Here is a 20,257-nt window from a genome sequence, read left to right on the forward strand (position 1 = left end):
GGCCCATCGTGTCCCGGTTCAGACGTGCCCTCGCCACCGCGCTCGCGGCAGCCGTGCTCGCCCCGGTGTGCCCGGCCGTCGCCGTCGCGGCCGCGCCCGCTCCACCACAGCCGTCCCGGCCGCAGGAGGAGAAGTCGGTGCCGGTGCGGCAGGTCCCGGCCACCCCGTGGAAACCACCCGCGCTCCCGGCGACCGCGGTGGCCGCCACCGGGCCCGCTCCGGAGGGATCGGCGAGCGACTACAAGGCGACCCCGCTGGCAGACACCGGCGAGTGGAAGGTCTCCGCCAACAGCGGCGGGTTCAGCTGGACCTACCCGATGCGGGTGCCGCCGGTGCCCGGCGGGCTGCAGCCGGACCTGACGCTGCGGTACTCCTCGGGGTCGGTGGACGGCAGGGTCGCCGCCCGCAACAACCAGCCGTCCTGGGTCGGTGAGGGCTGGGACGTCTGGCCCGGGTACGTGGCCCGCACCTACAAGTCCTGCTACGACGACATTCCCGATCAGTACAAACGCACCGGCGACCAGTGCTGGGCAGGCGACGACCAGGTGGCCCTGACCGTCGGCGGCAGGGCGAGCGAGCTGGTCCGGATCGACGCGGACACCTGGCGGCTAGCCGACGACGACGGCTCCCGGGTACAGCGGCTGGTGAACCCGGGGCTGGGCAACGGCGACAACGACGGCGAGCACTGGAAGCTCACCACCACCGACGGCACCCAGTACTTCTACGGCTCCCGCCCGCAGGCCGACTCCACCTGGACGGCGCCGGTGTTCGGCAACGATCCGGGAGAACCGTGCCACAACGCCGACTTCGCCAGGGCGTGGTGCGACCAGGCGTGGCGGTGGAACCTCGACCGGGTCGTCGACACCGACGGCAACGAGATCCGCTACGGCTACCGCAAGGAGACCAACAACTACGGCATCAACCTGGCCAAGGGGAAGGAGGACTACGTCCGCGGCGGCTCGCCCGCCGTCGCCGAGTACGGCCTGCGCGAGGGCGGTGGCCCGGTGGCCCGGGTCCGGTTCGAGGTCGCCGACCGGTGCGCCCCCGGCACCGACTGCGCCCAGCGCACCCCGCAGAGCTACCCCGACGTGCCGTGGGACCAGAACTGCGCCGAGGCGACCTGCCCGCGCAAGTACGCCCCGACGTTCTGGTCGTCGAAGCGACTGTCCGAAGTGGTCACCGAGGTGTCGAAGGACGGCAAGGCGTTCACGCCGGTGGACAGCTGGAAGCTCGACCACACCTACCTCGCGCAGGGCGACGATCCCTCGCAGGGCGCGCTGTGGCTGCGTCAGATCGTCCACACCGGACTGGCCGGTGAGTCCCCCGTCGCCACCCCGCCGGTCACGTTCGACGCCATCCCGCTGGCCAACCGGGTCAATGCCGGCTCGGACGGCCTGCCGCCGCTGGTCAAGCACCGGCTCTACGCCATCCACAACGAGACCGGCGGCGTGATCAACATCAACTACCTCGCCCCGGAGTGTACGGCCGACGCCCTGCCGAAGCAGGAGGACAACCGGCTGCGTTGTTTCCCGGTGTACTGGGCCAAGGACCAGGGCCAGTTGGTGCGGGACTGGTTCCACAAGTACGTCGTCGGCTCGGTCGTCGAGGTCGACCAGGTCGGTGGTGCGCCGGCCAAGGTCACCAGCTACGAGTACCCGGCCGCGGGCGGGGCCTGGGCCTACCAGGACAACCCCTACGTCCCCGCGGAGCGGCGCACCTGGTCGCAGTGGCGGGGGTTCGAGCGCACTGTGGTGCGGACCGGTACCCCCGGCGACCCCGGGGTGCGGCGGACCGCGACCGAGTACCGCTTCCACCGCGGCATGCACGGTGACCGCGCCGGTCCGGCCGGTGGCACGAAGCCGGCGAAGACCACCGACATCGCCGGTGGCACGGTGGAGGACTCGCCCGGCCTGCAGGGCTTCCTGCGTGAGGAGGCCGTCCTCGACGGTACGACCGGGGCGGTGGTGTCGGCCAAGTTGCACGACGCGTGGCGCAGGCAGACCGCCGCGCACGGCTCCAGGGTGGCCTACGTCGTCCGTGGTGAGCGGACCGTCGAGCGTACCGCGGTGGCCGGTGGTTTCCGCAGGTCCGAGACCGTGACCCGATACGACGACGCCGGCTTCGCCACCAGCGTGGAGGACCGCGGCGACCTGGCCGTCGCCGACGACGACACCTGCACCCGCACCTGGTACACCCGCGACGAGGCCCGGAACCTGCTCGCACCGGTCAGCCGGGAGCAGAAGGTCAGGGGAACCTGCGCCGCCGATCCGGTGCTGCCCCGGGACGCGGTGTCCGACCAGCGCACCGCCTACGACGGGCTCGCCTGGGGCACCCGCCCCACCCGGGGCAACGCCACGCTGACCCAGAAGGCGGAACGCTACGAGGGCACGACGCCGCTCTACGCCGACATGTCGGCGACCGGCTACGACGACCACGGCCGGGTCATCCGCACGACCGACGCCCTCGGCAAGGTCACCACGACGGCGTTCGAGCCGCCGGCCGGGCTGCCGAGATCCAGCACCGTCACCAACCCGCTCGGCCACACCACGAGAACCGACCTGCGGCAGGAGTGGAACACCCCGGAACGGATCACCGACGTCAACGGCAAGGTCACCACGCTGGCCCACGACGCGCTGGGCAGGCTGGCGGCCGTGTGGAAACCCGGTTTCCAGCCCGGTGACGGCCCGGCCGAGCGTTACCGGTACGAACTGCGCCGCGACGGCGCCAGCGCCGTGGTCACCGAGACCTACCAGCCGGCAGGCAACTACCTGACCCGCTACGAGCTGGTCGACGGCCTGGGCAGGCCACGGCAGACACAGGCGCCCGCGTGGGGTGGCGGGCGAATCCTCACCGACACCCGGTACGACTCCCGTGGACTCGTGGTGAAGTCCAACCCCGCCTACTACAACGCCGGGGCGGCAGGCCGGGACCTGGTGGCCGCCGCGGACGCGGAGGTGCCCAGCCAGACCGTCACCGAGTACGACGGGGCCGGCCGCACGACCGCCGAGATAGTGAAGTCCTACGGCCAGGAGCAGTGGCGCACCACCACCAGCCACCACGGTGACCACACGGTCGTCACTCCGCCCCGAGGGGGCACGGTCGTCGAGACCCACACCGACGTGCGGGGCCGGACCACCGAGCTGCGGCAGCCACGTCCGGGCGGCACCGACCGGACCGTCTACCGCCACCACGCGAACGGTCAGCTGGAGTCGATGACCGACGCCGCGGGTAACACCCTGCGCTACGCCTACGACCTGCTGGGCAACCGCATCGAGTTGCACGACCCGGACAAGGGGTCGTCGACCATGACCTACGACCGGGCGGGCAGGCTGCGTACCCGTACCGACGCCCGCGGCACCACGCTGACCTACGAGCACGACGACCTCGGGCGCAAGACCGCGCTGAAGCACGGCGACACGCTGCTGGCGCAGTGGCGCTACGACACGGTGCCCGGGGCGAAGGGTCAGCTCGGCGAGTCGATCCGGCACACGCCGGACGGCGCGTACACCAAGGCGGTGACCCGCTACGACGACGGCTACCGGCCGACCGAGACGGTCACCACCATCCCGCCGAGCGAGCTGGCCCGCGACGTCGCGGGCACCTACCGGTTCGAGCGGAAGTTCCGGCCGGACGGCAGCCCGTCGTACCTGTCGCTGCCGGTGTACGGCAACCTCGACGCCGAGGTGCTGCAGTACGAGTACGACCAGTTCGGCAAGGTCCGCAAGATCGCCAGCGCCAGTGGTCAGTACCTGACCGCCATGCAGTACACCCGCTACGGCGAGCCAGCCCAGACCCAGCAGGGGCCCGGCGGGGCCAGGATGTGGCAGACGTCGTACTACGACGTGGTGACCCGGCGTGCGCAGCGCACCATCGCCGAGCGCGAGAAGGCGGGCGCGCTGCTCGCCGACGACACCACCTACGGGTACGACCCGGCCGGCAACGTCACGATGATCGCCAGCACCTCCCCGGAAGGGCAGGACACCCGGTGCTTCGGCTACGACCACCTGCGCCGCAACACCGAGGTGTGGACCGCCACCGACTCGTGCCGAGGCGGTCCGGGCACCGCGATCGGCGGCGTCGCGCCGCAGTGGACCAGCTACACCTACGACGCGATCGGCAACCGGCGCACCGAGAACCGGCACGGGCTGGGCGGCGCCGCCGACACGGTACGGACCTACGCCTACCCGGAACCCGGGCAGCAGCGGCCGCACGCCGTGCGGTCGGTGACCACGGCCGGTTCGTCCACTGTGGAGCAATACGGGTACACGCCCACCGGGGCCACCGACACCCAGCCCGGCCCCGGCGGTGCCCAGAACCTGGACTGGGACGCCGAGGACCTGCTCGTCGCCGTCACGACCGGGGACAGGACCACCCGGCACGTCTACGACGCCGAGGGCAACCGGCTGGTCACGAAGGACCCGGCGGGGACGACCCTGCACCTGCCGCAGGGGCAGCTGCGGTACGACAACGCCGCCAGGACGAAGTCCGCGACCAGGTACTACCGTGACGGTGACCGTGACCTGGCCGTGCGCTCCGGCGGCGCGGTGCACCACCTGGTCACCGACCTGCACGGCACCGCGACCGTGGCGGTGGACGCCGTGAGCCTGGCGGCACAGCGGCGCAGGCTGGACTCGTTCGGTGAGCCGCGGCAGCCGGTTCCGGCGGGTTTTCCCGGCGGCAAGGGGTTCGTCGGCGGCACGCAGGACGGTTCCAGCGGGCTGACCCGGGTCGGTGAGCGGGACTACGTGCCGGGCACCGGCCGGTTCGTCTCCGTCGATCCACTGGTCAACGTGACCGATCCGCAGTCGTTCAACGGGTTCGCCTACTCCGGCAACAACCCGGCCACCATGAACGACCGGACCGGGCTGGCGTACTGCGACGTCAACGTCTGTCCCGGCGACCCGGGTTACGTACCGGGCAAACCACGCAACTGCTACGACAACGGCGCCAACTCGCCCAACGGCTGTCCCAACGGGCAGTCACAGACGCCCGGCAAGTACTCCGGCAAGGGCAAGGCGCCCGTGCGGCCGAAGTCCAAGCACGCCCCCAAGTGCCAGCCCGGCTCGCCCTACTGCGACGAGCGCCCGCCGCGCCCGAAGTGCGGGGAGGAGTACCTGGTGTGTGTGAAGGACTGGCCCAAGACGGGGCCGTCGATGCTGCTCTGCGGTGGTGCCTGGGCGCTGGTCGCGGTGTTCTACTTCGGCGGCACCGGCTGCGTCGGCGTGGACCGCAACGGGTTCGGCTGGGTGACCAACGGCAAGGGCAGCGCCGGTATGGGGTTCGGAGCCGGCGTCTCGGCCGCGGCCAAGGTCTCCAAGTCCAGTATCGGCGAAGCCAGTGACGGCTACGGGGTCGACTACAACGTCAGGGGTGTCGGCGGCACCGTCGGGCTCAGCGGCAGCAACCTCCTGCCGTCGTCGATCTCCGTCTCCACCGGTGCGAGCTTCAAGGCCGGGATCACCCCGAAGGGGGCGATCGACGACGGTACGAGATCGGGTTACTTCTACGAGTTCCGGGACCTTTCCATCACGAAAAAGGAGTTCCTGGACGCGTGGAAGGACGTGGTCAGCTGCAACTGTGACTGACCCGCCCTCCCGTGGCGACGTTCGCGGTCGTCGGCGGGGTGCTGACGCCCGCGTGAACGGCCCGCTCGCGCGAGTCCTCCGTTCCCGACCCGCGAGTCGGCCGTTCCGGACCTGCGAGTTTCACGTTCCCGCCTACCCGACCCCACTGCCCGGCACGCCGGTTCCAGATCGCGAGACCAGCCCAGTCCTCACGTGACCGAACGGGCCGCTCGCCGCGAGTCTCGTGCTCAGGAACGCGAGTGTCGCCTTCCGGAACTGTGCGGTTCCTGGGGATCACCGGATGATCTCGGCACGTGCTCGCTCGTTCGGTGCCGCGATGTCCCAGAAGCGGACGGTGATGGCCATGTCGAGCGGGTTCTCGCCTCTCGTCCAGAGGGACTGCATGGTCACCGAGCCGCGTTCGAGTTCCATCGTGAGCACGCACTGCAGGGTGGGCTTGTCGCCGTCCAGGTGCATGACCTGGCAGGAGCCGCCGCCCTGTCCGGCCTTGCGTCCGTCCTTGATCGCGTTGCCGGAGAGGACGTCCTGGTCGCCCAGGCTCGTGCCCGGATGGCCGAGGTCGAGTGCCGCGTACTGGGTGTTCTCCACCTTGAGGTCGATGATCTCGACCCTGGTCTCGATCGCCGCCGCGGCGGTGTGAATTCCTTTGTGTTCAGTGGATCCAGCCGAGCTTGACCGATGCTTCGAATTCGAAGTAACTAGAATGGCGGCATGGCGGATGCCCTGGAGCCCGAGCAGCTGAACACGTACTTCGCGCTCATGGAGTCGGTCAGCCTGCTGCATCATGCCGTCGAGCAGCAGGTGCGTGCGTCGGGCGGGCTCAGCTACGTCCAGTTCCAGCTACTGGCCCGGCTTGCCGACTCCCCGGAGCGGCAGCTGACCATGCGGGCCCAGCCGCCCCGTTCGGTCTCCACCGGCCAGCGGCGCGTTACCTGATACTGAAGGCGTCACGACAGCCGGCGAAGTAGCCAACCGAAGGGGTCCCCATGCCGTTCGTCCGGATCACGTTGAGTACGGACCGTCCCGAGCCGATGCGCGCGGCCGTCGCCGAAGGTGTGCGTAGCGCGCTGGTCAGCGCCCTCGGCGTTCCGCCGGACGACCGGTTCCAGATCGTCGACGCGCAACCGGCCTCGGCCTTCCACGTGGACCGCCACTTCCTCGACGGTGACCGGCGCGATCCGGTGGTGGTCGAGATCACGCTCACCCGCGGGCGGACCCGGGAGATGAAACTCGCGCTCTACCAGGCGGTCGTGGCCAACCTGTCCGAGGCAGGCGTGCGACCGGACGATGTGCTGATCCTGCTGCGGGAGACCGAGCGGGAGGACTGGTCCCTCGGCGGCGGCAAGATGCAGCTGCTCGACGAGGACCTGATCCGCAAGTACGGCTGGTCGCCGGCGCAGGACTGATCCCGGTCCGGGTACCCGCTAGTGCCGGCGACCCATGGCGGCGACGGTCAGCCAGGTGTAGTCGACGAACGACGGGTCCGCGTAGGCCGCGTACGCGGACGCCAGGTCGTCCGCCGTCACCGCGCCCTCCGCGACGGCGGGCTCCTCCACCAGGCGGTGCGTCGCCGCGAGCCAGCGGGCCATGGGGGAGCCGCCGCGTGCCGGGATCACGCGGGCCTCCACCGTGCAGTCGACCAGGCCGCTGGCCTCCAGGGGCAGTGGCAGGCGGCGCGCCCAGGCCGGGTCGGTGCCCACCGACCGCGATAGGGTGCCGGCCATCGCGCCCAGCGCACGGCCCACGGCCGGGTCGCTCGACAGCTCCGGCGCCGGCGCGCCGCTCTCGACGACCAGCCACCCGCCCGGCCTCAGCCACGACGACATCCGGCGCAGCGCCTCCTCCCGCCGCGTCACGTGCTCCAGCACGAACCGGGAGTGGATCAGGTCGAACTCGCCGGGTGGCTCGTCCACGGTGACGTCGTGGTGCAGCACCCGGATGCCGCCGGCTGCCAGCGGTTCCAGAAAGCCCGTGCTCATGTCGGTCGCCGTGACGTTGCCCGGCCCCGCCCGGTCCGCGAGCATCCGCGCCACCGACCCGGCCCCCGCGCCCACCTCCAGGCACTGCCAGCCGGGCGCCACCCCGATCCGGTCGAACAGCTGGGCGGTGAACGGGTCGAAGACCTCCTGCAGCAGCCTGAGCCGATCGTGCTCGGCCTGTGCCGTGGTATCGACGTACGACGCCCAGCTCACCGACTCCGCCATGAGGCCGGATCGTACGCCCGGCCGCACCGATCAGGTTTTCCCGCCGGGCCCGTCTGTACCTGTGAGACCAACTCACGGGAGGCATGACGCCATGCGGAAACTGACCTTTGCCATGAACCTGAGCCTGGACGGCTACATCGCCGCGCCCGGCGACGACCTCGGCTGGAGCGTGCCCAGCGACGAACTGTTCCAGTGGTGGTCCGACCGGGTGGCGGCGACGGGCCTGGCGCTGTACGGGCGCAAGCTGTGGCAGACGATGAGTTCCCACTGGCCGACCGCCGACCGGCAGCCCGGCGCCACACCCGCGGAGATCGAGTACGCCCGCCGGTGGCGGGCCATGCCGAAGGTGGTGTTCTCCTCCACGGTCAGCACGGTCGGCTGGAACACCCGCCTGGTGACCGGCGACGCGGTCGCCGAGATCACCCGGCTCAAGGCCGAGGACGCCGGCCCGATGGACATCGGTGGCGCCACACTCGCCGGGGCGGCGATGCGGGCCGGGCTGATCGACGAGTACCTGCTGGTCACCGCGCCGGTTCTGGTGGGTGGTGGCACGCCGTTCTTCACCGCGCTGGACAACTGGGTGAACCTGACCCTGGTGGAGACCCGGACGTTTCCCGGGGGCCTGATCCTGACCAGGTACGAGACCAGGCGGGTGTGATCACAGCGCCGGGGGCAGCTCCAGCCATGGTTCGTCGGTGACGTCGAATCCGGTGAGCTCGGCGATCTTCCCGTCGACGATGTGCAGGACCGCGATGGCGAACGGCCGGTACTCCGGGTCGCCGGGGCCGCGCAGGTACAACACGGCGGCGGGCATCCGGTTGACCGTCGTGGCGATACCGCGCCAGTCGTCGTGGCCGCGCTGGAAGAGCCCACCGGCGACCCAGCCGTCCACCGCCTCCCTGGCCGTCATGGGCACGGTGCCCTGCTCGGGCAGCATGGCGAACCGCAGCCCGTCGCGCAGCAGGGACGTCAGCCCGTCGAGGTCGTTGCGCTCGTGGGCGTCGATGTAGGCCTTCACCACGCCCCGCTCCACGTCCGACAGCTCGTGGGTGGCGGGGCTGCGCCAGTCGAGGCGGCGGCCGGGCAGCCGCGCGCGCATCGTCACCCGTGCCCGCTGCAGCGCGCTGGTGACCGACGCGACGGTCAGCTCCAGGGCGTCGGCAGCCTGCGCCGCCGGCCAGCCGAGGACGTCACGCAGGATGAACACCGCCCGCTGCCGCGGCGGCAGGTGCTGGACGGCGACGATGAACGCCAGCTCGACCGTCTCCCGTGCCACCACCGAGTCCTGCGGGTCCTCGGGGAGCATCCGGTCGGGGTACGGCTGCAGGTAGAGCACCTCGGACGGCAGGGATGTGCGGTCGTCGCGCCTGTCCAGGAAGTCGAGGCAGACGTTCGTCGCGATCCGGTACAGCCAGGTCCGCAGCGTGGCGTTGCCCTTGAACGACTCGCGCTTGTTCCACGCCCGCAGGAACGTCTCCTGCGTCATGTCCTGGGCGTCCTCGGTGTTGGCCAGCATCCGGTAGCAGTGCAGCTGCAGCTCACGCCGGTGCCGCTCCGTGATGAGCGCGAACCGTGCCGGGTCACCCGAGCGGGCCGCCGCGATGAAGGCGGCCTCGTCGGAACCCAGCGGTCTGGCGTCGGTCATGGTCGCCGATCCTGCCACCGGCGCCACGGCGTCGAGCGGCTGCCCGGCGGTGGGCGTGCGCAGGACTCCCTGGGACCTACGGGCGAACGCGGACGATCGTCTTGCCCTTGACCCGCTCGGCCGGGTTGAAGGCGGCGACCGCGTCATCGAGTGTCGCGACCTTTCCGATGATCGTCCGCAGCCGTCCTTCCCGTACCCGCTGGGCGATCTCACTCAGCTGGGCGCGGTCGGCCTCGACGACGAAGTCGATCGCCAGGCCTTCGGCGGGCCGGGCCTCCACCGGGCCGGCAATGCTCACCAGTGTTCCCCCGGATCGGACCAGCGACGCGGACCGCTTCTGGATCTCTCCACCGAAGATGTCGAACACCAGATCCACCTCGCCGACGTCTGCCAGCGAGTCGTCCTGAAGGTCGACGAACTCGTGCGCGCCGATGTCCAGCGCGGTCTGCCGGTCGGCGGCGCGGCCGGTGCCGATGACGTACGCACCGGCCTCACGCGCGAGCTGGGTCACCATCGAGCCGACTCCGCCGGCGGCGCCGTGTACCAGAACGCTCTGCCCCACCTGGAAGCGACCGTGCACGAACAAGCCCTGCCATGCGGTGAGACCCGAGATCGGCAGGCTGGCACCCACGGTGAAGTCGAGGTCGCCCGGCAGCGGCGCGAGGTTGCGCGCCTCGACGGCCGTGTACTCCGCCAGGGTGCCGTCGCGGGTCCAGTCGGTGAGGCCGAAGACCCGCTGGCCCACCGACAGTCCCCTCGTGCCGTAGCCGAGAGCGCGGACCACTCCGGCCAGCTCGTGCCCCGGGGTGGACGGGGTCCGGTCACGACCGAGCCGGTCGACCCAGGTCGGCTCCCAGTCCAGCTCTCCCGGGGTGAACCCGGACGCGTGAACCTCGACCAGCACATCGTTTCCGGCCGGCTCGGGCACGGGTCGTTCGGCCAGTGTCATACCGGCCGTTCCCGCTGCCTGGTCGGTCACCACGATCGCCTTCATCCGGCACCCTTCCTGTCCAGTCACCGCGGCCGCGGCTCGTCCAGGTGGATGCTAGCCCGCTGCCGGTTCGGAACCTGGGTCCACTTGGGAGCGGAGAACGGGAACCAGTGCGTCCAGGGCACTCGACCAGGCACTGGGCGGCGGTGCGGCGAAGCCGATGACCACCCCGTCACGGTCCGATGTGGACGCGGGATGCCGGAAGAGGCTGAGTGGCTCGATCGTCAGCTGCTCGTGTGCCGCGCGGCGGACGAGTTCGGCGCCGGTCCGGCCGGGTTGGTCGACAACGACGTGCAGGCCGGCGGCCATCCCGGTCACCCGGGCGGACGGCGCGTACCGGCCGATCACGTCGATCAGTTGCCGCCGCCGGCGGCGGTACCGTGCGCGCATCGCGCGAATGTGCCGGTCGTATGCCCCTGACTCGACGAAGTCGGTCATCGCCAGCTGGTTGACGAATCCGACGGTCTCCTCCGCCCACCCCTTCTCCGCGATGGTCGATTCGACGAGGTGGTCGGGGACGACGAGCCAGCCGAGGCGTAGTCCCGGCGCCAGGGATTTGCTCGCGGTTCCCAGGTAGATCACACGGTCGTGGCCCAGCCCCTGCAACGCGCCCACCGGAGACCGGTCGTAGCGGAACTCGCCGTCGTAGTCATCCTCGATGATCAGCGCGTCCCGCCGTCGCGCCCAGTCCACGACCGCCGCCCTGCGGTCGGACTGCAGTGCCACGCCCAGGGGGAACTGGTGCGTCGGCGTGAGCAGAACCGCCCCTGGAGCAGGGTTTGTGTCTAAAATGGACACGGTGGCGCCGTCCGTGTCCACCGGGATCGGGACGGTGTCGAGCCCCGCCTTCGACAACGTCTCACGTTGGGTCTGCAGGCCGAACTCCTCGATCGCGACCGTCGTGACCCCCGCCTTCGCCAGCATCGCGGCGACGATGCGCAGGCCTTCCGCGGCTCCGCTGCACACGACGACGTTGTCGGCCCGCACGCGTAGCCCCCTGGCCCGGGCCAGATACCGGGCGATGGCGCTTCGCAGTTCGCCGCGGCCGTGCGGGTCGATGTACCCGAAGGCTTCGAACGGCGCCGTGGTGACCGCCCGTTTCACCGCCCGGATCCACGCCTCGCGCGGAAACGAGGACAGGTCGGGCCGCCCGGGCCGCAGGTCGTGCACCAGCCGTGGCGGTGCCGCCTGCGACCGCGGCGGTTCCCGTTCGGTTAGTGGCTCCGCCGACCGCCGCGCCACCTCCGTACCGGAACCGTGCAGCCCGATCAGCCATCCCTCGTTGATCAGTTCCGAGTAGACCCGGACCACGGTGTTGCGGCCCAGTCCGAGATCGGTCGCCAGCACGCGGCTCGACGGCAGCCGCGTCCCCGGCGCCAGGCGCCCGGTGCGGATCGCCTCCCGGAGGGCTTCCATGAGCCCCGCTCGCACATGTCGCCCGATCGGGCCCAGGTGCAGGTCCAATCCGGACTTCCGGAGATCGCGAGCCGGTTGTTCGCTCATGCCTGTCAAAGATACGGGGCCGACGGCCACCTGCCCGTGCAAGGATGTTCGGATGTCATCTCGGGCACCCGTCGTCGACCCCGCGCGCCTTGCCCGGTGGTGTACCGAGCACCTCGGCAGCCCGCCCGCGGCCGAGCTGTTCCGGTCCGGGCACCTGTCCGCCGTCGTCGGGCTCCGGCTGGCCGACGGCCGCGAGGTCGTGGTCAAGGTGCGTCCGGGCTCGCCGCGGATCGCGGCGTGCGTCGAGGTTCAGCGCCGCCTGTTCCAGGCCGGGTACCCGTGCCCGGAGCCGCTCACCGGTGCTGCTCCCTTCGGTGGTGCGGACGTCGCGACCGCGGAAGCCTGCGTCACCGGCGGCGCCACGCTCCCGGGCGCGGACCAGGCGGCCCCGGCCTTCGCGGCGGCGTTCGCCCGGCTGATCAGGCTGGCGCCCCGGCCCGCCGAGGTGTCCACGCTCGACCCGGTGCCGTCGTGGGCGGACTGGAACCACGCCGGGGACGGGCTGTGGCCGTGCCCGGAGGACTCGGTCAACCTCAACGCCGTCGCCGGGCCGGACTGGATCGACGAAGCCGGGCGCCGTGCCTGGGAACGGCGATGCGCTGCTGGTGGTGCATGACTGGGACAGCCTGATCGCCGAGAGTGAAGCCGTTCTGGCCGGGTTCGCGGCCGCGTTGTACTCGACCGTCAGCGCGGACGAGCTGGCCACCGTCGAGGAGACCGAGCGGTTCCTCGACGCGTACAGCGACGCACGCGGCCGGGAGTTCAGCGGCAGGCGTCTGGACCCGGGCCTACGACGCCAAGTACCAGTACGTCGTCGGGCAGCCCATCACGTCCTTGCGCGAAGAGGAGGCCCGCGAGCGCCTTCGTCGTGCCATGATTGACCGATCACGGCGCCGGTGAGCGGTTGGGGGACATGAGCGAGGATCGGTCGTCATTCGTGGCCTGGGCACGGGAGTCGGCGCATGCGCTGGACGGGGACGAGCTCGCCCTCGGGCCGGCGGATCTCACCCCGCTGGCCCGGATCGTCGGCGAGGCCAGGGTGGTCGGGCTCGGCGAGACCTGGCATCCCGTGCACGAGTTTCTCTCGCTCAACTTCCGCCTCGCCCGGTTCCTCGTCGAGATGGGCTTCACCGGAGTGCTGCTGGAAGGCAGTCTTGCCACCGCGCGGCAGCTGGACGGGTATGTCAACGGCACCATCCCGGACCGGTCGGCGCTGGTGCTGTCGAGCCTGTGGGACAACGACGAGACCATGGACTTCCTGGACTGGCTCCGCGGCCACAACGCGAGCCTTCCGCCCGAGCGGCGGGTACACGTCTTCGGGCTCGACAGCAATGTTCTGATCATGGAGAACACCCGGGCTCCGGGCACGACGGTCGAGGACGTGATCGCCTACGTCGAGCAGGTCGACCCGGGCTGGGCGCCGACCGTTCTCGACGTCGCGCGCCGGGTTTTCGCCGGGTTCTCCGCCGCAACGGCCTCCGTCGAGGACCGGCGGCGCGCGAACTTCGCCTACTTCGGCACGCTCGCCGCCGACCTGCGGAACCAGCTCCGCGAGGCTCTCGCCGTGGCGGTCGCCCGGCTCGGGAACAACCGTGACGAGTACCGCGGGCGCGGGTCAGCCGAGGACTTCGAGTGGGCGCTGCACCGGCTCGTCGTGCTCCAGCAGGCCCAGCGGATGTACGAAGCCCACCTGGGCTCGGTCGCGGACGGGCTCGCCGTCCGGGTGCACGCCATGGCCGACAACGCGCGATGGGCAATCGATCGTCTCGGTGCCGGTGCGAGGACCGTCGTTCTCGCGACCAGCGTGCACCTCGCCAGGGCGCCCTGGGCCTACTCCGGCTCGGAGACGGAGATTCCGTCGGTCGGCATGCGGCTGGCCGCCTGGTACGGCACCGGTTATGTCGCGCTGAGCACCGCATTCGGCGGCGGCACCTTCGAGCCACCGAACCCGGTGACCGGGACGACGGACATCCCGGCCGGCGCGCCGGACAGCATCGACCGGGCACTCGCCGAGGCCGGCGGCAGTGCGTTCCGGCTGCTGGATCTGTGCGGCAGGACGGCGGTCGCGCCGCCCGCCGGGTGGCTGGCGGAGCCACGCCCGTTGCAGCCGATGCAGAACGTCGCGTCTCCGCCCCGGTACGCCTTTCCGGGAGCCTTCGACGCCCTCGTCTACGCCGACCAGGTGCACTCGGCTCGGCAGCGTTCACTCTGACATCAGCCGAACGTGCGGCCTGATGCCGTGAAGGGTCCCTCACGGCACCAGGCGCCAGGGCCCCGGCAAAGTCGGGTGGTCTGGAGCGCGTCATTCGCGTTCCGGAAGGCGAGACTCGCGGTCCGGCCCGGCAGGGCCGCGCGAGCGACCCGTTCGGCGAGGTGAGGACAGGGCTGGTCTCGCGATCCGGAACCAGCGTGCCGGACAGTGGGACCAGGCAGGCGGGAACGTACAACTCGCGCGTCAGAACCTACGACTCGCGCCCCAGAACGTACGACTCGCGCGAACGGGCCGCTCACGCGGGCGACCGGACTGTGCCGTGAGGGCCCCCTTCACGGCAAACGCCGGCACGCCGCCCGCCTCGGTAGTAACCTGTAAACTGGTCTAATACGGTTACTGCTCACCGAGTGAGAGGAGCCCGCCGTGAAGCACGTGGCCAAGACGAGGCACCGGGACCGGCAGGTCGGCGGCCTGCGCGTCCGCTACCGCGAGGCGGGGGCGGCCTCGCCGACCGCGGTCGTGTTGCTGCACGGGGCCCCGAGTTCGTCCTACTCGTTCCGCGAGGTGCTGCCGGTCCTGGGTGAGCACGCCTACGTCGTCGCCCCCGACATCCCGGGCTTCGGGTTCTCGGACTCGCCACCGCCGGACGAGTACGAGTACACCTACGAGGGCCTGTCCCACGTGATCGAGGCGCTGCTCGACGACCTCGGCGTGGAGCGGTACGTGTTGTTCGTGACGGACTACGGCACACCGGTGGGCTACTTCCTGGCCACCCGGCACCCGGACCGGGTGCTGGGCCTGGTGGTGCAGAACGGCAACGCGCACGAGGCCGGCCTTGGCGAGGTGTGGGACACGGCCCGCCGGTACTGGGCCGACCCGACCGAGGAGAACCGGGCCGCCCTGCCGGACTGGCTGACCTTCGACGGCACCAGGGACACCTATCTCGGCGGCCTGCCCGCCGACGTCGCGGAGCTGCACCCGCCGGAGTCCTGGTACCTGGACTGGGAGCGGCTGTCGCGGCCGGGCAACGCCGAGGTGTACTTCCAGTTCTTCTACGACTATCGCAACCATGTGGCCCGCTTCGGCGAAATCGCCGAATACCACGCCAGGTACCAGCCGCCGTGTCTGCTGCTGTGGGGCCGTCACGACCCGGCCTTCGACATCGCCGAAGTGCTTGCCTACCACCGGGCCCTGACCACGTTCCAGGCGCACATCTTCGACGCCGGGCACTTCCTGCTGGAGACCCACGCCGCCGAGGTCGCCGAGCTGCTGGTGACGTTCACCCGGGACGTCTTCGATCGCACCCCGGAAATTCCATTGATACCGACCGGATATCACGAGTAGTGGCCGTCGGGCAACCGGCAGGTGTCGTCGGCGAGAACCTCGGATCGATACCGGACGGGCTTCAGGTGCGCGCCTGCCGGTTACCTTGCAACCACATTGCGGCCGTTGGGGAACAGACAGGCTGATGCCGTACATCTTTGCCATGTTCCGTTTCGCGGCAATGTCCCTGTGTGTCGTCATGCTGGTGGGCTGTTCCTCGCCGCCTCAGCCCGTGCCGACGACTCCGGCGCCACCCCCTCCGCCCGTGGCGAACGCTCAGCAGCTGGTGCGTGACGTCATGCGGGTGATGGCCGAGCGCAAGCACTACGAGTTCGTGATGCGGGCGAGCAGCGCGACCTACCAGGCACCCGCCGAGGGCAACGTCACGCTCAACTCCGTATCCCCGGAGCACACGACGGTCATCGAAGGCGTCACTCTCGCCATGAGAGTGCGGAGCAGTCTCACCGAGCACGGGGAGGCACAGGACTTCTTCTACGTCTCCGCCGACTCGAACGTGTTCGCCAAGCTCCCCCCGGGTACGCCCGGTTCGACCGCGGAGTGGATGAAGATCCCGCGCGTCGATTCGGTCGACGAGATCGGGAACGTCTACGGGGCGATCATGGGCCTGCACGACGTCACAGCCCAGATGGTGGTACCGACCCATTACCTGCTGCCGATGCTGGAGGCCGGCGGCACGGTCACCGCCACCCAGGAGGTTCCCTTCCTCGGCCAGCGAGCGATGCACCACATGCTCGATCTCGACCTGGCGAAGGCAGCCGGGCAACTGTCCAACGCGTACCTGCGCGGGGAGGCCCGCCGCCGGTACCAGGCGGACCCGGGGGCCGCCTGGTCGACACCCAAGGTGGAACTCGTGGTGTCACCGGGCAACGAACTCCTCCGGCTGACACTGCGAGCGGCAATGGACAAGAAGAGTGAGTTCCCCATGGAGATCACCTTCAGCAAGTGGGGCGAGCCCAAGGTGATCACGCCACCGGCCCGAGCCCCGGAGTTCCCGGCCGGTCGCTGATGCCGACTTCTCGCTCGGATCTGGTCCCGCGCTGGGCGGTGATCGCGGCGTGGGCCGTTCCGGTGGCGGCGTTGCCGTCGGCCGGCTGGCGCTTCGTCACCGCGGTCAGCGCGATGGCAGGCGACGGTAATCCGTGTATCCCGGGCGAGCACACGGTGTGGGAGGCGCTCTACCCGCCGGCGTTGTCGGTGCTGCAGCTGGGTGCGGCGCTGTTGACCGTGGGACTGGTCCGCCCGTGGGGCGAGGTGTTCCCGCGGTGGCTGCCCTGGCTGGGTGGCCGTCGCGTCCCGGTGACGTTCGCGGCCGGCGTGGCCGTGGCGGGCGCGATCTACCTCGCCGTGTCGCTGCTGGTGCCGCTGCTCGACCCCGGGCCCGCCTTGCCGGTTCCGGCAGGCTGCGAGATTCCCGGCTGGGACGGGGCGCTGCGGTTCTACCTGCCGTTGTACCTGTGGCCGCCACTGTTGCTCGCGGTCACGGCCCACTACGTATACCGCCGCCGGGCCGGTGGCGTCCGGCACAGCCGAAGCCGCCGATGAGTGCCGATCGGCATATGGGCGGCCGCGGTGGCGGGCGGCAGGGTGCGGGCATGGTTACTCGTTGGATCGGCCCCGCGGCGGCCGGGTGGTCGGCGTTGTACGTGGTGCTGGGTATGTTGTGGACGTTGGGTGTGCCGGGCTTTCCGTTCGGCGAGGGGGACCCGACGGGACCCGGGCGCACGTCGGTGCTGTCCGGGCTGACGCTGGAGGCCGGGCCGCCCGCTGTCGCGGCCGTCGGGCTGGGTGGCCTCGTCCTCGCCCTGGTGCGGCGTGGCCGGCTGGTTGCCGCGTTGTGCTGGGTTTACGCCGTGGCGCTGGCGGTGGTGATCCCGGAGGGGCGGGTGCTGGTCTGGGTGGCCTATCTGCCGGTGTTTCTGGTGGGTGCGCCGTTCGGCTACCCGCCGGTGAGTTTCACCGAGACGGTGCTGACCTGGCTCAACCTCAACCAGGTGCTGCTGATCGCCGGGGGTCTGCTGTTCGCGGGCCTGGCGTTGCGTACGCAGCGGGCGGCGCGGGACGCGTGTGTCCGGTGTGGACGTCCGGCGCGGGCGTGGACGGAGCAGGCCGCGCGGTGGGGTCGCTGGGCGGCGTGGGTGGCGTTCGCCGTGCCGCTGGCCTACGCGGTCGTCCGGTGGGCCTGGGTGTTCCACATCCCGCTGGCCTACACCGAGGAGGGGGTGCGCGAGTTGCATGCCAACGGGCTGGCGACCGCGGGTGCCGGGCTGGCGACGTTCGCGCTCGTCGGCGGGGTGCTGACCCTGGGATTGGCCCGGTCGTGGAGTGAGCGGCTGGGGCGGTGGCGGATTCCGCGGTGGTTGCCGCTGGGGCTGGCCGGGACGGTGACGGCGTTGCTGCTGTCGTTGTCGTCCTCGCTGGTGCGCGGCTGGGTCGGGGGCAGCCTGCGGTTCGACGTCGGTGACATCCTCACCTGGGTTCCGTTGTGGGCGCTCGCCCTGGGCGCAGCGACCCTCGGGTTCTACTACCGGACCCGCGGTGCCTGCGGCCGCTGTGGCTCGCCCGGCGACGGTGCGGAATCCGGACGGAGGCACGGAGTATGCGAGAGCCGTTGACCGGGGCGGTCGTGCTGCTGCGAGCACCCCGTCGAGAAGATGTCGCCGAGCTGGCGCGGATCCGTGCGGAGCCGACGGTGTACCGGAGGTGGCGGGGCGGCGACGACCTGGTGGCCGCGGTGACCGCCGACCTGGCCGACACGGACGTGGAGACGTTCGTCATCGAGCACGCCGGCAGGATTGCCGGCGCTGTCCAGTGGGGAGCCGAGCCGGATCCGGACTACCGGCATGCCAACCTGGACATCTACCTGGATCCCGCCGTGCACGGTGCCGGGCTGGGTACGGACGCGGTCCGTACCCTTGCCCGGTACCTGATCGCCGAACACGGCTTCCATCGGCTGGTGATCGACCCGGCAGCCGACAACGCGGCGGCCATCCGCTGCTACCGCAAGGCAGGCTTCCGCCCGGTCGGCGTCATGCGACAGTACGAGCGCGACGCGGACGGGGTGTGGCGGGACGGCCTGCTCATGGACCTGCTCGGCGACGAGCTCATCGAGCGATGACCCAGAACCGTATGTCGGATCGCGGTCGACGGTTCATGCTGGTGCTGGTCACGCTCGCGGCCACGACCGTGGGGATGGGCCCCGCCTCAGCGTCGTCGATGACGGTACCCGCAGACTCCCCGGCCCGCCCGGTGCGGCAGTGTGCGGATCTGGTCGGGCAGTTCCATGTTCCGGGTGCGCCCACCCACGTCACCTCGGCGACCGTCGTGCCCGCGGCAGCCGAGCCGGCGTACTGCGACGTGCGTGGCTACGTCGAGCCGGCGGTGCGGTTCCAGCTCAAACTGCCGACGACCTATCGCGGGCGTTACGTGCAGTACGGCTGCGGTGGCTTCTGCGGATACATCACGCCGACCGTGTTCCCGGAATGCGGGCCACGCTTCGGTGACGCGGCGGTCGCGGCGACCGACGACGGGCACCCCGTGCCAGGGTTCGACACCCGTTGGGCGGTGAACAACCAGGCCGCTCGAGACGACTTCTTCTTCCGCGCGCCGCACGTGACCTCCAAGGCGGCCAAGCAGATCATCGCCCGGTACTACGGAGAACCGCCGAGGTACTCCTATTTCACCGGCTGCTCGACCGGCGGCCGTGAGGCGTTGCTGCTCGCGCAGCGGTATCCGGACGAGTTCGACGGCATCATCGCGGGTGCGCCGGCGCACAACTACCAGGCGCTGCTGGTGTACCAGGCGTGGTTGGCGAAGGCGAACATCGGCGCGGACGGCGCTCCGGTCGTCACGGACGCGAAGCTGCCCGTGCTGCACCAGGCGGTGCTGGCTGCCTGTGACGGGCTGGACGAGTTGGTGGACGGCCAGGTAGATCCAGGGGCCTGCCGGTTCGACCCGGTCAGCCTCCTCTGTCCCAACGGGACGGACCTGCCGGGCTGCCTGACCCCGCCACAGGTGGAGACCGCGCGCAAGCTGTACACCGGCCCGACTACGGCGGGCGGTGAACGGCTCTACCCCGGCGCCCAGGCATACGGCTCGGAGCCCGCGTGGACCGGCTGGCTCACACCGTCCGCGGCGCGGGGCAGGCCACTGGCCGAGCAGTTCGCCGACAACTACCTCAAGCACATGGGTTACCCGATCGGCACCCCGCACTCCTCGCTGGCGCGGTTCGAACTCACCAGGCGAGAGTTCCACCGCCTCACCTCGGAGGGATTGCGGCCAAACGCGATGAGCCTGGACCTGGGCAGGTTCCAGCGCTCCGGTGGCAAGCTGATCATCTGGCACGGCTGGGCGGACCAGGCCATTCCCGCCGCCGGCACCGTGGACTACTACCAACGACTCATCGAGCGGTTCGGCACGCCGCGGCAGACGGCCGAATGGGCTCGGTTGTTCGTGATTCCGTCGATGTACCACTGCCAGGCAGGTTCCGCCCTGACCGCGTTCGATCCGTTTCGCGAGCTGGTCGCCTGGGTCGAGAACGGGACGCCGCCGGACCGGATCATAGCCACCGGGCGCGACACACAAGGCAACGTCGTACGCACGCGTCCGGTGTTCCCCTATCCGTTGCGAGCCCGATACGGCGGCACCGGCAGCATCGACGACGAGCGCAACTTCCTCCCGGCTCCACCACCGGCGCCACCACGCGGCACCCTCCGCTGGGTGGGCGAGTACCTGCACCACATACCGGGCCCGGTCGTCTGGTGACGGGTGCGCGGG

At 70.7% G+C, this 20,257-nt stretch carries 17 protein-coding genes; 12 read left to right on the forward strand and 5 right to left on the reverse strand.

Annotated elements, in window-relative coordinates:
* Positions 1–8: 8 nt before the first annotated feature.
* The gene (locus EWH70_RS18630; protein ID WP_130476724.1) at positions 9–5,585 is read left to right on the forward strand and encodes an RHS repeat-associated core domain-containing protein; all 5,577 of its coding nucleotides are present in this window, start codon (positions 9–11) and stop codon (positions 5,583–5,585) included.
* A 273-nt stretch (positions 5,586–5,858) separates the two neighbouring features.
* On the opposite strand, the gene EWH70_RS18635 is transcribed toward EWH70_RS18630, so the two are convergent.
* Complete coding sequence (locus tag EWH70_RS18635; protein ID WP_130476725.1) at positions 5,859–6,173, reverse strand: allene oxide cyclase barrel-like domain-containing protein; 315 nt, start codon at positions 6,171–6,173, stop codon at positions 5,859–5,861.
* Between the two features lie 123 nt (positions 6,174–6,296).
* On the opposite strand from EWH70_RS18635, the gene EWH70_RS18640 reads away from it, so the two are divergent.
* Both EWH70_RS18640 and EWH70_RS18645 read left to right on the forward strand, forming a co-directional pair.
* On the forward strand, positions 6,297–6,521 hold the full coding sequence (locus tag EWH70_RS18640) for a hypothetical protein (protein WP_240687056.1): 225 nt from the start codon (positions 6,297–6,299) through the stop codon (positions 6,519–6,521).
* A 50-nt stretch (positions 6,522–6,571) separates the two neighbouring features.
* Positions 6,572–6,991 (forward strand): tautomerase family protein, encoded by a 420-nt coding sequence (locus tag EWH70_RS18645; RefSeq protein WP_130476726.1) that lies wholly within the window; start codon positions 6,572–6,574, stop codon positions 6,989–6,991.
* A gap of 18 nt (positions 6,992–7,009) precedes the next feature.
* On the opposite strand, the gene EWH70_RS18650 is transcribed toward EWH70_RS18645, so the two are convergent.
* On the reverse strand, positions 7,010–7,789 hold the full coding sequence (locus tag EWH70_RS18650) for a class I SAM-dependent methyltransferase (protein ID WP_130476727.1): 780 nt from the start codon (positions 7,787–7,789) through the stop codon (positions 7,010–7,012).
* A gap of 91 nt (positions 7,790–7,880) precedes the next feature.
* On the opposite strand from EWH70_RS18650, the gene EWH70_RS18655 reads away from it, so the two are divergent.
* Complete coding sequence (locus EWH70_RS18655; RefSeq protein WP_130476728.1) at positions 7,881–8,447, forward strand: dihydrofolate reductase family protein; 567 nt, start codon at positions 7,881–7,883, stop codon at positions 8,445–8,447.
* Here the strand turns inward: EWH70_RS18655 and EWH70_RS18660 are convergent, their stop codons facing one another.
* From EWH70_RS18660 to pdxR, 3 genes are all read right to left on the reverse strand, one after another.
* The gene (locus tag EWH70_RS18660; protein WP_130476729.1) at positions 8,448–9,434 is read right to left on the reverse strand and encodes an RNA polymerase subunit sigma-70; all 987 of its coding nucleotides are present in this window, start codon (positions 9,432–9,434) and stop codon (positions 8,448–8,450) included.
* Between the two features lie 76 nt (positions 9,435–9,510).
* Positions 9,511–10,428: an NADP-dependent oxidoreductase gene (locus EWH70_RS18665; RefSeq protein ID WP_130476730.1), complete on the reverse strand. Its 918-nt coding sequence runs from the start codon at positions 10,426–10,428 to the stop codon at positions 9,511–9,513.
* A gap of 51 nt (positions 10,429–10,479) precedes the next feature.
* Positions 10,480–11,841, reverse strand: a complete 1,362-nt coding sequence (pdxR, locus tag EWH70_RS18670; protein ID WP_240687057.1) for a MocR-like pyridoxine biosynthesis transcription factor PdxR — start codon at positions 11,839–11,841, stop codon at positions 10,480–10,482.
* A gap of 139 nt (positions 11,842–11,980) precedes the next feature.
* Between pdxR and EWH70_RS35845 the strand changes: the two genes are divergently transcribed.
* From EWH70_RS35845 to EWH70_RS18710, 8 genes are all read left to right on the forward strand, one after another.
* Positions 11,981–12,544, forward strand: a complete 564-nt coding sequence (locus EWH70_RS35845; protein ID WP_240687058.1) for a hypothetical protein — start codon at positions 11,981–11,983, stop codon at positions 12,542–12,544.
* A 297-nt stretch (positions 12,545–12,841) separates the two neighbouring features.
* Positions 12,842–14,140, forward strand: a complete 1,299-nt coding sequence (locus EWH70_RS18680) for an erythromycin esterase family protein (protein ID WP_130476732.1) — start codon at positions 12,842–12,844, stop codon at positions 14,138–14,140.
* Between the two features lie 423 nt (positions 14,141–14,563).
* Positions 14,564–15,484, forward strand: coding sequence for an alpha/beta fold hydrolase (locus EWH70_RS18685; RefSeq protein ID WP_130476733.1), 921 nt, complete (start codon positions 14,564–14,566; stop codon positions 15,482–15,484).
* Between the two features lie 244 nt (positions 15,485–15,728).
* Positions 15,729–16,490 (forward strand): hypothetical protein, encoded by a 762-nt coding sequence (locus EWH70_RS18690; RefSeq protein ID WP_130476734.1) that lies wholly within the window; start codon positions 15,729–15,731, stop codon positions 16,488–16,490.
* Entirely contained in the window at positions 16,490–17,026 is a 537-nt protein-coding gene (locus EWH70_RS18695; protein ID WP_130476735.1) for a hypothetical protein, read from the forward strand. Before EWH70_RS18690 ends, EWH70_RS18695 begins: the two co-directional genes overlap by 1 nt.
* Before the next feature lie 50 nt (positions 17,027–17,076).
* On the forward strand, positions 17,077–18,096 hold the full coding sequence (locus tag EWH70_RS18700; protein ID WP_130476736.1) for a hypothetical protein: 1,020 nt from the start codon (positions 17,077–17,079) through the stop codon (positions 18,094–18,096).
* Complete coding sequence (locus EWH70_RS18705; protein WP_130476737.1) at positions 18,081–18,599, forward strand: GNAT family N-acetyltransferase; 519 nt, start codon at positions 18,081–18,083, stop codon at positions 18,597–18,599. The genes EWH70_RS18700 and EWH70_RS18705 overlap by 16 nt, the downstream gene beginning before the upstream one ends.
* 98 nt (positions 18,600–18,697) lie before the next feature.
* A complete protein-coding gene (locus EWH70_RS18710; protein ID WP_240687059.1) occupies positions 18,698–20,245 on the forward strand; it encodes a tannase/feruloyl esterase family alpha/beta hydrolase in 1,548 nt (515 codons plus the stop codon).
* The last annotated feature ends 12 nt before the right edge of the window (positions 20,246–20,257 follow it).

This window comes from Amycolatopsis suaedae, from assembly GCF_004214935.1.
In the GTDB taxonomy this organism is placed as follows: Bacteria; Actinomycetota; Actinomycetes; order Mycobacteriales; family Pseudonocardiaceae; genus Amycolatopsis; species Amycolatopsis suaedae.